Origin of the sequence: Micromonospora sp. CV4, assembly GCF_003667455.1 — a bacterium.
Lineage (GTDB): Bacteria > Actinomycetota > Actinomycetes > Mycobacteriales > Micromonosporaceae > Micromonospora.
Genome location: NZ_RCVI01000278.1, coordinates 53428 through 65848, shown reverse-complemented (window position 1 = coordinate 65848; position 12421 = coordinate 53428). Strand labels below are relative to the sequence as shown.

Annotated in this window: 10 protein-coding genes; 1 reads left to right on the top strand and 9 read right to left on the bottom strand. The window is 71.2% G+C overall.

Annotation, left to right across the window (positions count from 1 at the left end; genetic code table 11):
* The 7 genes from EAD98_RS17425 to EAD98_RS17395 are packed head-to-tail and all read right to left on the bottom strand — an operon-like array spanning position 1 to position 7414.
* The gene (locus EAD98_RS17425) at positions 1-708 is read right to left on the bottom strand and encodes an N-acetylmannosamine-6-phosphate 2-epimerase (RefSeq protein WP_121655110.1); all 708 of its coding nucleotides are present in this window, start codon (positions 706-708) and stop codon (positions 1-3) included.
* A complete protein-coding gene (locus EAD98_RS17420) occupies positions 705-1634 on the bottom strand; it encodes an ROK family protein (RefSeq protein ID WP_121655109.1) in 930 nt (309 codons plus the stop codon). Before EAD98_RS17420 ends, EAD98_RS17425 begins: the two co-directional genes overlap by 4 nt.
* A complete protein-coding gene (locus EAD98_RS17415; protein ID WP_121655108.1) occupies positions 1631-2473 on the bottom strand; it encodes a carbohydrate ABC transporter permease in 843 nt (280 codons plus the stop codon). Before EAD98_RS17415 ends, EAD98_RS17420 begins: the two co-directional genes overlap by 4 nt.
* Positions 2463-3410, bottom strand: a complete 948-nt coding sequence (locus tag EAD98_RS17410) for a carbohydrate ABC transporter permease (RefSeq protein WP_121655107.1) — start codon at positions 3408-3410, stop codon at positions 2463-2465. Before EAD98_RS17410 ends, EAD98_RS17415 begins: the two co-directional genes overlap by 11 nt.
* An 11-nt stretch (positions 3411-3421) precedes the next feature.
* A complete protein-coding gene (locus tag EAD98_RS17405) occupies positions 3422-4705 on the bottom strand; it encodes an ABC transporter substrate-binding protein (protein WP_121655106.1) in 1284 nt (427 codons plus the stop codon).
* 27 nt (positions 4706-4732) lie between these two features.
* Positions 4733-6328: an FAD-dependent oxidoreductase gene (locus EAD98_RS17400; protein ID WP_121655105.1), complete on the bottom strand. Its 1596-nt coding sequence runs from the start codon at positions 6326-6328 to the stop codon at positions 4733-4735.
* A 39-nt stretch (positions 6329-6367) separates the two neighbouring features.
* Positions 6368-7414 carry a LacI family DNA-binding transcriptional regulator gene (locus EAD98_RS17395; protein WP_121655104.1) on the bottom strand — a complete coding sequence of 349 codons (1047 nt, stop codon included), beginning with the start codon at positions 7412-7414 and terminating at the stop codon, positions 6368-6370.
* Between the two features lie 363 nt (positions 7415-7777).
* Here EAD98_RS17395 and EAD98_RS17390 point away from each other — a divergent pair, with 363 nt between their 5' ends.
* A complete protein-coding gene (locus tag EAD98_RS17390; RefSeq protein ID WP_199723446.1) occupies positions 7778-9133 on the top strand; it encodes a hypothetical protein in 1356 nt (451 codons plus the stop codon).
* Between the two features lie 181 nt (positions 9134-9314).
* Here EAD98_RS17390 and EAD98_RS17385 read toward each other — a convergent pair whose 3' ends face one another.
* Together EAD98_RS17385 and EAD98_RS17380 are read right to left on the bottom strand one after the other, a co-directional pair.
* The gene (locus EAD98_RS17385; RefSeq protein WP_121655103.1) at positions 9315-10538 is read right to left on the bottom strand and encodes an erythromycin esterase family protein; all 1224 of its coding nucleotides are present in this window, start codon (positions 10536-10538) and stop codon (positions 9315-9317) included.
* Between the two features lie 72 nt (positions 10539-10610).
* Positions 10611-12413, bottom strand: coding sequence for a glycoside hydrolase family 15 protein (locus EAD98_RS17380; protein WP_121655102.1), 1803 nt, complete (start codon positions 12411-12413; stop codon positions 10611-10613).
* Positions 12414-12421 lie beyond the last annotated feature (8 nt).

Sequence of the window (12421 nt, the reverse complement as noted above, 5' to 3'; positions counted from 1 at the left end):
TCACTCCTTCTTTCTCGGGGCGCTCGCCGCGCGGGGGGTGCTCGGCACGAGCCGGCGGGTGATCCACAGCGGTGAGGTGACGGCGTTGCCCGTCACCACCGCGTGCGCACCCGCCTCGAAGGCCCGGCCGATCTGGTCCGTGCCGCGGTACCGCCCTTCGGCGATCACCGGCACGGGCAGCAGGGCGACGAGTCGCGCCACGAGCCCGAGGTCGGGCCCGTCAGTCGGTGGGCTGGCCGGGGTGTAGCCGGACAGCGTGGTGGCCACGGCGTCCGCGCCGGCCTCGACGGCGGCGACGCCCTCGGCCGGGGTGGAGACGTCGGCCAGGACCAGCGCGTCGGTCCGTTCGCGGAGCACGCGGACCGTGTCGGCGAAGGAGCGCCCGTCCGGTCGGGGCCGGTCGGTGGCGTCGATCGCGATGATGTCCGCACCGGCCAGCGCCACCTCGAGCGCGTGCGCCGCCGTCGGGGTGATGAAGACGCCCTCGGTGCCGTGCTTGTACAGCCCGATCACCGGAACGTCGACGGCGGCGCGTACGGCCCCGACGTCGTCCGGTCCGTTGACCCGGACCGCCACCGCGCCGCCGCGGACCACCGCGGCCGCCACCCGGGCCTGGACGTACGGGTCCCGCATCGGGTCGTCCGGCTCGTCCGGCAGCGGTTGGCAGGACACCACCAGCCCGCCGGCCAGGTCGTCGAGCACGCTCACCCGGTGCTCCTTTCGATGTCATCTTCGTCGATGGCCAGTCGGGCCGCGCCGACCACGACCGCGTCAGCGCCCAGCGTGGCGGGCAGCAGCGCAACGTCGGCCCAGCCCGCCGGCACCTCGGCCGAGTAGGCGCCCGACGCGGCGGGCAGCAGGGCGCCGGCCGCCCCGCCGGCCACCAGGACAGCGTCCGGGTCGAGCAGGGCCACCAACCCCGCCAGGGCCGCGCCGAGGGCGGTGCCGGCCCGCTCCACGACCCGCTGGGCGACTTCGTCCCCGGCCGTCGCGCGGTCCGCCACCGTCCGCCCGCTGACGCGGGCGCCGCTCTCGATGCGGTACGCGGCGGCCAGTCCGCTGCCCGAGGCGATCGCCTCCAGGTGCCCGTACCGGCCGCAGCCGCACCGCAGCCGTTCGGCGCCCGGGGCGGGCAGGTGCCCGACCTCGCCGGCGGCGCCACGGGCGCCGGCCTCGACGCGGCCGTTGCGGACGACCGCGCCGCCCAACCCGGCGCCGGACGGGACCGTGCTCATGTGCTGCTGGTGGCCGTCGGCACCGGGTTGGGCGGCGCCGGCCCAGCATTCGCCCAGCGCGGCGGCGTTCACGTCGTTGGTGACCCGCACTCCTCGACCCAGCCGGGCGGCCAACGCGTCGGCGACCGGGGTGCCGGTCCAGCCGGGCAGGCTGTCGGTGGCGTACCGGATGCCGCCGGTCGCGGGGTCGACCGTGCCGGCGGTGCCCACCCCCACCGGCCCGGCGGTCGCGCCGAGCAGGTCGGTGGCCAGCCGGGCGGCGGCGTCCAGCACGGCCCCGGGCCCGGACCGGGCCGGCGTGGGCGCCTCGCGGCGCTCCAACACCCGCCCGGCCCGGTCGACCAGCGCGGCGGCCGTCTTGGTGCCGCCGATGTCGATGCCGACAACCGGTGTCGTCATCCCTTGAGGCCGGTGTGCGCGAGACCCTCGACGAACTGCTTCTGCGCGATGACGAACACCACCAGGACGGGCAGCGCGGTCATCGACGCCGCGGCCATCTGGACGTCCCACATGGGGCCGCCGTAGGCGTCGACGAACTGGGTGAGCGCCTGGGGCAGGGTGAACTTCTCCGGAGAGGAGAGGAACACGATCGGTTCCAGGTAGAGGTTCCAGCTGTGCAGGAAGGTGAAGATGGCCACCGCGCCCAGCGCCGGCCGCGACAGTGGCAGGGCGATCCGCCAGAAGGTGGCGAACCGGCCCAGCCCGTCGACCCGGGCCGCCTCCTCCAGCTCACCGGGGAGGCTGATGAAGAACTGCCGCATGATGAACGTCGCCAGGACACTCGGCGCGCCGAAGATCGGCACCAGGATCAGCGGCCAGTGGGTGTTGACCAGGCCGAGTTTGAAGAACATCTGGAACAGCGGCACGATCGTCACCTCGCTGGGAATGAGCAGGCCCGCGAGGACGACAAGGAACAACACGTTCTGGCCGCGGAACCGGATGCGCGCGAACGCGTACCCGGCCAGCGCCGAGACGGCCATCGTGCCGACCGTGACGACCAGCGCGATGTAGAGGCTGTTCAGGTACTGCTGCCCGAACGGCTGCAACTCGAACACCCGCTGGTAGGCGTCGAACCGCGGGTTGGTCGGCAGGAGCTGCGGCGGGAAGGCGAAGATGTCCGCCACCGGCTTCAGCGACGAGGTGACCATCCACCAGGTCGGGAAGACGAACGGGATCGCCAGGACCAGCAGCACCCCGTAGAGCACCAGCTTGGTCCGCCGGGACAGGTCACGACTCATGGAAGACCCACCTCTTGCGCATCTGCCACTGCAACACGGTGAGGGCGAGCACGATGACGAACAGCAGGATCGACAGCGTGGCCCCGTAGCCGAAGTGGTGGAACTGGAAGGCCTGCTGGTACAGGTAGTAGACGAGCACCGTCGTCGACGTGCCGGGGCCACCCTGGGTGAGCACCGCGATCTGCGCGAAGACCTGCAACGACCCGACCACGGTGATGATCGAGGTCAGCAGGATCGTCGGGCTGATCAGCGGAACGGTGATCCGCCAGAACTGGCGCATCCGGCTCGCCCCGTCCACCTCCGCGGCCTCGTACAGCTCGGCCGGCACGCCCTGCAGGGCGGCCAGGAACAGCACCATGTTCAGGCCGACGTTCTTGAACACCTGCACGACGATCACGGACACCATCGCGGTGCACTCGCCCCGCAGCCAGTTCGGCCCGTCGACGCCGATGGTGTCGAGCAGCCCGTTGATCCCGCCGTTGTCCTGGAGCAGGAAGCCCCAGACGATGGTCCACGCCACCAGCGAGACCACCACCGGGGAGAAGAACAGGGTGCGGAACACGATCGTGCCTCGCAGCCTCTGGTTGAGCAGAACGGCCAGCAGCAGGGCCAGGCCGAGGTTCAGCACCACCAGGCCGACGGAGAACAGCCCGGTGGCGCGCAGCACCGCGCCGAGGTTGGGATCATCGGCGAGAGCCGTGTAGTTGTCCGTGCCGACGAAGTCGAAGGTCCCGGCGAGCACGTTCCACTCGTGCAGGCTGTACCAGAGCACGAGGATCAGCGGCAGGATCACGAAGACGGCGCTGCCGAGCAGTTGCGGGGCGATGAACACGAAACCGGTGAGCTGATCCCGGCGGCGGCTGGTCCAGAACGGCCGGGCCGGGCCCGGGGCGGGCCCGGCAGCAGCCGAGCCCACCCTGGTGTCCGTCTGGGTCATGATCGTTGGCCTTACTTCGCCAGCAGTGGCTGGATCTTGGCGCAGACGCCGTCGAGTACGGCCTTGACGTCCGCGGTCGGCTGCCACAGCGGGTCGAGCCCGGCGCGGACCTGCTGGCTCAGCTCGGCCTGCCCGGAGTGGCTCGGCTTGACCACGCCGCTGGTGATGCCGTCGATGACGACCTTCTGCAACTGCTCCGGCTTGAGCTGCGGGTTCGTCTTGGCGAGGGTCTCGGCGGTGAGCTGCGACTGTCGGGGCGGCGGGAAGAACTGGGCGAGCTTCGCCGAGTTCGTGGGGTTGGTGAGGAAGGCCAGGAAGTCGGCCGCCTGCTTGGCGTGCGGGCTCTTCTTCATCACCCCGACGCCGGCCTGGCCGACCACCGCGTAGTTCCCCTTCGGCCCCGCCGGCAGCGGCACCAGGTCCCACCCGAAGCCGCCGTCCTTCAGCAGCGAGGCGCGGGAGATCTGCGTGATCGTCATGGCCGAGTCACCGGCGAAGAAGTCGGCGGTCGTGCCCGGACCGGGCAGCGCCTTCTGGGTGAAGGTGGCCCGGTGCAGGGTGGTCATCGCGTCGACCATCTCGGGGCTGTTGAAGCCGCAGGCCTTGCCGTCCTCGCTCCACGCCTGGGCTCCCCACCCGGTCCAGAAGGTGGACAGGTTGTCCCAGCCCTTGTAGTCGAAGTCCCGAATGACCATGCCGGCCTTGCCGGACTTCGTCGCCGTCGCCGCGGCGGTGGCCAGGGCGTTGTCCCAGGTCCACTGACCGGCCGCGATCAGCTCGGCCGGGGTCTTCTGCCCGGCCTTCTTGACCATGTCGGTGTTGACGAAGACCCCGAACGGCGAGGTCGAGAAGGGGTACGCGTACAGCTTCCCGTCGTTCTGCCACAGCTTGAGCGTGGCGGGGGAGATGTCCTCGTACTGGTAACCCTCGGCCTTCTTGAGAGCGTCGTCGAGGGGCAGCAGCGCGCCCGACGCGACGAAGTCGGGGGCGGAGTTCTCGAACACCCACGCGAGGTCGGGCGCGTTCCCGCCCGCGATCTGGGTGGTCAGGGTCGTGGTGTAGGTGTCGAACGGCAGCGGATCGAACTTGATCTCCACCACGTCCGGGTGGCTCGTGCGGTACTCGTCGGCGATCTCGTTGAACAGCTTGAGATGCGCCTCGTTGGCCGACCAGACGGTCATCCGCAGCTTCGCCGGGCCACTGTCCTCGGCCTCGCCACCGCCGCCGCAGGCGGTCAGGGCGAGCGCGCCGGCCAGTGCCACGGCGACGCCGCGCAGGGCCTTTCCTGCTCTCACAATCTTCTCCTCACCGGGGGTGTTTGTTCAGTAGCCCGCGATCCGCGGCCAGCGCTGTTCCACGCCGGCCGCGGTGAGGCGGTCCTGGAAATCGGCCAGCAGACGGGGGGTGTTGCGGACCGCACGCGGGGACTCGCCCCGCGCCAGACAGAAGTCGGCGAGCAGGCCGGCGACCTCGCCGACGTTCCACTCGACCGGGTGCAGCCGGTAGCTGCCGTTGGTGACGTGCGTGGTGCCGATGTTCTTGCCGGCCGGCAGCAGGTTCTCCATCCGCCGCGGGATCAGCGCGCCCAGCGGGATCTCGAACGGGCAGGAGCCGACGTCGATGTAGTTGTCGCCGCCCGTCGACGGGTGCAGGTCGATCCGGTACATGCCCACGCCCACCGCGTCCGGGTAGCTGACCGCGCCGTGGTCACCGCGGACCGCCAGGGACAGGTCCTGCTCGGCCACGGTGTACTCGGCCCGGATCCGGCGGGACTCGCGGATGTACGGTGCCTGGGCCAGGCCGTCCGCGCTGCCGGTCACGTCGCCGCGCAGCCGCAGCCCCGGGAAGCCGGTGCCGCCGTCCGGCCGGGGCGCCTCCGTCTGGAGCCAGTAGAGCACCGAGTACGACAGCTCGCGGGCCTTGGCCAGGTGCCACGAAGCGTTCGGCACATCGATGACCGGACCCTCGAAGTAGTCGATCATCGGCCAGTTGACCAGCGTGATGTCGCTGCCGTACGCGCCGTCGGTGAAGTTGCGCCGCGCGGCGATCCGCCGGAACGTCCACAGGTTGCCGTCACCGGGGTTGACGCGTTGGTCGGCGTTGACGCTCAGCGGGTCGTCGTCCGGGTTGGGGGTGAAGCTGCGCTCGACGATCTCCAGCGTGCGGGGGTGCGGCGACTTCCAGGACAGCAGCCGGTCACCCCAGAAGTCGGGCTTGTAGTCGCGCCAGAAGTCGTACCCCGCGGGGCGGTCGATGGTGTGGTCGCCGTCGACGTGGTCGAGGGCGAAGCAGACCGACACCGCCTGCATGTTCATCGGCTGGGCCTCGGCCGGTGCGCTCGGCTCACCGGTGTCCGCCTGCGACTCGAACCCGGTGACGTACTCGGTGCCCGTCAGCGGCAGCAACTCGCCGGTCTCGGTGGCGTCCAGGACGTACGGCGCGACCACGTCGATCCGCTCGTCCCGGTCGCGGTGCGCCAGCGTCACGCCGGTCACCCGGTCCCCGTCGGTCTCCGCGGCGACCGGCCGGTACGGCTGCAGCACCCGCAGTCGTCCCGAACCGAGGTACGGGGCGAGCATCTGGTCGAGGACGGCGACGGCCACCCGCGGCTCGTGGCAGAGCCGGCTCACCCAACCCGCACCGGGGTTGAGGTCCGTCCAGGCCCGGGACCGTTCGGTCAACGGGTAGTGGCGACGGTAGTAGTCGCGGATGCCGTTGCGCAGCGCCCGGTAGCTGGCGGTGGCGCCGAACTGCTCGATCCAGGAGTGTTCGTCCGGCGGGACGGCCTGGCTGGTGAGTTGCCCGCCGAGCCAGTCGAACTCCTCGGTCAGGATGACGGACCGGCCGGCCCGGACCGCGGCGAGCGCCGCGGCGACGCCGCCCAGTCCGCCCCCGACGACGAGGACGTCCGTACGCATGAGTACCACGTGCTTCCTTCCAGTTGCGCGGACGACCGTTCAGCGCTGGTCGACCGCCGGATCAGGGGTGCCGAGGGTCCTGCCCTCGACGAGTTCGCAGGCGAGAAGTCGCTGGTGGAGGCCGGCGGCGCTGCCATCGATGACGCCCGTCAGCACCTCGACCGACTGCCGGCCCATCTCCTCGCGGGGGATGCGGAATCCGGTGAACGCGATGTCGGTGGGGACCGGGGACGTCGGATCGCCGAGGGTCACGATCGACAGGTCGCCGGGCACGCTCAGGCCGCGCCGACGGGCGGCGGACTCCAGCGCGACCGCCGTGGCGAAGTCCTCCACGAAGACGACGGTGGTCCCGTCGGCCAGCAGGGTGTCGACGGTCGTGTCGGCCTCCCCGGCCGACGCCGACATCTGCCCGGCGCTCTCCGCGGTCGTCGCGGCGGCCCGGAACCCCCGGAGCCGGTCTTCGGAGGATTCCGCGGGGGCGCCCATGCTCACGTACGTCAGGCGGCGGTGACCGCGCAGCAGCGCCGCCTCGACGAGCTGGGCCACCGCCGAGGCGTAGTCGGCGCCGACGTAGGGGACCGGCCCGCCGGCGTCGTCGCGGCGCCCGACGGCGACGTACGGATATCCGTCCCGGTTGAGCCGGTGCAGCTCCGCGCCGTCGATCTCGCGCCCGAGCAGGATGCACCCGTCGGCCAGGCGTAGCCGGTTGTCGTGGTGGAAGATGCGTCGCCGGCCGTCCACCACCGGTGCGCTGGTGAGCAGCAGCAGGTCGCAGCCGACCCGCTCGGCGTACTCCTCGATACCGAGCAGGAACGGGTGGAAGAAGTCCCGGCTGCCGCTGGGGAAGGCGGGCTCGTACGTGAAGACGCCGATGATCCGGTTGAACCGCGAGGCGAGCCGGCGGGCCACGGGGTCGGCGGCGTAGCCGGTCTCGGTGATGACCCGCAGCACCCGGTCCCGGGTCTCCGGGGCGATGCGGACGTCGGCGTCGGTGCGGTTGTTGAGCACCAGCGACACGGTCGCCTGACTGACGCCGGCCATCCGCGCGATGTCACGTTGGGTGACGCGTCTGGGGGGAGCGGTCACGGCGGGTCCTTCCGGTGCGGCTAATGCGTATTAGCGCTCGTGTTGGCAAGGAGCCTCGTGGGTGAAGCGGCGTGTGTCAAGGGGTGGCCGCAAGATTTCGGCGCGGTAAAACCGCTGGAGTAATGCGCATTAGCGGTCAGGGTCCCCACCGGGCTGGCGGGTGGCCCGGCCGGATTGGCGGACACCGAGCGGCCTCTTGACAGAACCGGCGCCCGGCGAGCAACATTCGAGAAACATAGGTGCTAATACGTATTAGCTCGACGACGCCAAGGGGCATCCGTCGAGCGGTGTCCCCTGTGTTCTTACTGAGCGTCACCCCGGGCCGCTCGTGCCGCCGATCCGACCGACCGAAGAGGAAGCCGCATGACGAGACCACCCGCCCCATCGTCCCGACGCGCCGTCCTGGCCGCCGCCAGTGCCGGCCTGCTCGTCGCCGCCGTGGCCGGCGCCCAGCCGGCAGCCGCCGAACCAGGGCTGGACTTCCCCCAGTTCACCTACCAGGGCACCGCGTTCGACAAGGGCGCCCTCGCCTACAACCCGACGAACGAGTTCATCTTCCCGAGCGTCATCCGGGCCGCCGACTACTTCCCCAACCCGCTCGGCACGTACTACCTGTACTACGCGCCGCACGAGCGCCCCGGCGGCATCGCCCTCGCGTACTCCGACTCGATCAACGGTCCGTGGACCGAGTACGCCGACAACCCCCTGATCAGCAACACCTGGCTGCCGAACTACCCGACGGTCAGCCATGTCTCCTCGCCGCACGCGGTGTGGATCGAGGGCGAGGGCAAACTCTTCCTCTACTTCCACGGCGAGAACTCGATCACCCGGTACGCGACCTCCGACGACGGCATCCACTTCAGCTACGGCGGGACGGCGATCAGCCGGAACGACACGACCGGTGGCGAGACCTCGTACGCCCGGGTGTTCGAGCAGTCCGTGCCGCGCCTGGGCACCCGGTACCTGATGCTCTTCATGGACAACCCGACCGCGGCACTGCCCGGACCGACCGGGCCCGTGTCACGGCGGATCCGCTGGGCGGTCTCCAACGACGCGCGGACCTGGAGCATGCAGCCCGAACCGATCGTGACCCCGCAGGGCGTCGAAGGCCCGAACGCCTCGGGACCGTTCTTCCTGCGCTGGAACGACCGCAACCTGGTGATCTACCACGCCGCCGACGGCAACATGCACGCGGTGGACGTCGGGCAGGACTTCGACCAGGAGATCCACCTCGGCGTCGTGCACGACTCGATGGCCGCCGCGCCCGACCTCGGCCGCTCAGCCGCGCCGACGTTCTACTTCGACGGGCGTACCGCGCACATGTACTACGAAGCCGGCGGCCGGCTCACCGCGACCATCGGACACGCCACCGCCACCCTGGCGAACCCGTTGCCGGCGCGGCAGCTGGACTGTGTGGCGGACCGCCCGGTCCTGTGGCCGCCGAACCACAAGCTGGTCGACGTGAACGTCAACGTGGACCTGCACGACGGCGTACTCGGACCGAACGCGTTCGCCCTGACCGGCGTGAGCGGGGGTGACGCCGCGGACGTCACCGACTTCGCCATCGGCACGCCGGACACGAGTGGCAGGCTCCGGGCCGAACGAGCCGGGAACGGGGGAGACCGGGTGTACCACCTCACGTATGCCGGCCACGACGAGATCGGGCGGCCGGTCGGCTGCACCGTCACCGTCACCGTCCCACACGACCGGGGCAACTAGCGCGGGTGGTCGAGGGGCGGCCCAGTCGGAGCCGGCCGGCTCCGGTGGGTGTCGGCCGGCTCCGCGCGGCGTGCCGCCGGCTACCCGATCGGAGCCCCGGGTGGCGACGCGGGCGGCGGCAACTCGTCCAGCGGCACGGCGGGGTCGGCCAGTCGACCGAGGTCGACCGGACCGGCCCTGGTCAGTCGACCGCCGGGGGAGCCGGGTTCCGTCGGGCGTCCTTGACGAAGACGACGCCGTCGGTGCTGCTGACGTGGGCCGGATCGAGCGGGGAGTAACCGAACCAGGGGGAGACCCGGGCGGCGGGCGTCACGGTGGCGAGCGCGCTGGCCAGACGGCGGGGGTCGACGATGTACCGCTCCTGCCCGAGCGCGTACAGCAGCCCCTCGATGCTGTCCGGAGGTGGCGCGTCCACGCCATGGTGACGGATCGTGCCGAGGGCTGTGGCCAGGAAGGCGTACTCCTGGCCCAGGTGCGCGCTGACGATCGCGCCGGCGCTCCACCATTGGACCGGCAGGCCGCCCATCCGCATGCTGCTCCTGTCCCGCTGGAGGTGGCCGTTGTGGGCGTTCACCAGCGCCGGGCCCCGCTCCGCGATGGCGAGCAGGTTGCCGGCCATCATCGAATCCCGTACGGCGAGCAGCCTCGCCATGCGGCTGGAGGACGGATCGGCCATCGCGGCGTGGTAGCGCAGCAGGCCGACTGCGGTGCGCCCGTACAGGCGTGCCCGGTGCCAGTCCTCCCGGCCGGTCGCCGCGACCAGGTGTGGTGTCTGCGCGTCGAGCAGGGCGACGAGGTCGTCGGCGAGCAGCCGCAGCTGGGCGGCCGCGGGCGTCCGCCCCACGGACTGGGACGGGTCCATCATCGCTGCGGGGTTGGTCCACCGGTCGTCGGCGCCGAGCAGGCGATCCAGCGTCTCCGCGGCGCAGGGAAGAAGGTCGGCGTCGACCCAGGCGGCGAGGTAGGCGTGGAGTGCGGCGAGGGCCTGCCGGGGGCTCGCGGCGCCGGTGATCTCCAGCGGGCCGTCGAAACCGGCGAAGCGCAGCCGCTCCGCCGGTGACCGGCACTCGTTGTACGCGCGCATCCAGCGCACCAGCTCTCGGTTGCCCGCGAAGGCGCCCCACTCGTGGCTGAAGCCGCGCTCCATGGCCTCGTCGAGGGTGCCCACACCCGAGGTGACGTAGTCGTCCACGACCAGGCCCATCAGGCAGTCGCTCTCGATGGCGATCGTCCGGTAGCCCTCCTGCTCGACGAGCTGCCGGAAAAGATCGTTCCGCAGTTCGAGCAGATCGCCCTCGCCGTGGGTCGGCTCACCCAGGGCGAGCAGCCGTGGCCGGGTCGGGAGCAGGCCGAGGACGGTAGGAGCGTCGATGACGTATGCGGCGTCGGTGATACCAGCAGTCATGCCATAAACCGTATCGTTGAACCACCGATGCAAACTTACCGCTGATTTCAGCAGGGAAGTGACGGCGAACCTTCAAAGCGCCGTGGGGGCGTCGCGAATGGCGAGCGCGGCCTGGACGAGCGCGGCGTGGGTCAGCGTCTGGGGGTAGTTGCCGAGGTGTGCGCCGGTCGTGGGGTCCAGCTCTTCGGGGTAGAGGCCGAGTGGGCTGGCGTAATCGAGCATGGTCTCGAACAACTCGACCGCCTCGGTGCGGCGCCCGGTGCGGGCGAGGGCTTGAACCAGCCAGAACGAGCAGGGCAGGAACGCGCCTTCGGTGCCCGGAAAGCCGTCAGACCCCGGCGGATAGCGGTAGAGCAGCGGGCCGCCGGCGGAGAGCTGGTCCCGAATGGCGTCGATGGTGCCCCGCACGAGGGGTGACTCGACGCTGTCCATGTTGAGCAGCGGCAGGACGAGCAGGGCCGCGTCGAGGTCCTCCGAGCCGTATCTGCGCATGTAGCTGCCCGCCGTGGGGTCGAAGCCGGATGCCCGGACCTCGGCGGCGATGGCGTTTCGTGCCTTCTGCCAGCGTCGACGCTGGCGGCCCGGCAGGGCGTGCGTGTCGGCGATGCACAGCGCGCGGTCCAGCGCGAGCCAGCCCATGAGCTTGGAATGGACGTGTTGGGCAGGTTCGCGGACCTCCCAGATGCCGGCGTCGGGCTCCTGCCAGCAACGGGCCACCACGTCGGCGAAGCCGCGCACCGCCCGCCACGTCTCGCTGGAGAGCCTCTGCCCTGCCTGTGCGAACGCCCAGGTGGCGTCGATCACCCAGCCGTAACCGTCGAGCTGGTGTTGCCCGGCGGCGCCGTTGCCGATCCGTACCGGGACGCTGCCGAGGTAGCCGGGCCAGCCGGCCAGGTCCCGTTCCGCCGGCACGTGGCGCCCGTGCAGGGTGAGCACCGCCGGCAGGCGTGGCCGCTCCAGCCGGCTGGCGTGCAGCAGCCACGCAAGGAAACCGTGCGCCTCGTCGGGTTTGCCCACGCTGAGGAAGGCACTGACGCCGATGCTGGCGTCCCGGGGCCAGACATAGCGGTAGTCCCAGTTCCGTATCCCGCCGGGATCCTCGGGCAGAGACGTTGTGGGTGCGGCCACCGGGGCTCCCGAGGGCGAGTACGTCAGCAGCCGCATGGTCAACAGACTTCGTACGACGTGTTCCCGGAAGGGCAGTGCGCGGTCGATCTCGGCGGTCCAGGCCCGCCAGCGGTCCTCGTCCTCGGTCAGCAGGTCCCAGGCCGCGGCCGGGTCGACGTGAATCAGCGGTTCGCGGTGCGCCACGGCCAGCACGAGGATGACCGGACGGCCCGGGCTGACCGTGATCAAGGCAGGCCGACCTGGTTCGACGCTGACGGTGGGCGCACTGCCCAGCGAGACCGCGAGGGACCCCCACTCGCACACCAGGGCCTCGCGCCGATGCTGGATCCGGGGCCGACGGTGCCGTACGCCGAAGCGGGGGTCGAACTCGACGACGGCGTCGACCGCCGCGTCATCGGTCGACAGACGCCGCACGATCAGTGTCGTGGGCAGCAGGCGGCCGCTGACCTCGGCCACCATCCCCTCGGTGAGGGTGAGTCGACTGTCGCCTACCGCCCACGTCGTCTCCAGGGTGGCGGTGTGCTGCCGGTAGCGCCGTTGGACGACCGTGGCGGGTCCGGCCGGGCCGACCCGGAACGTTCCCGCTTCGAGGCCCCCGACCAGCCGGCCGAAGAGCGGTTCGCCGTCGAAGCGGGGCACGCAGAGCCAGTCGATCCCCCCGTCACCGGCGACGAGGGCGGCGGTGCGGGTGTCACCCAGCAGCCCGTAGTCGCTGATCGCCGCTGGCGTGTCGTGCCCACCGGTCATGGGGATCG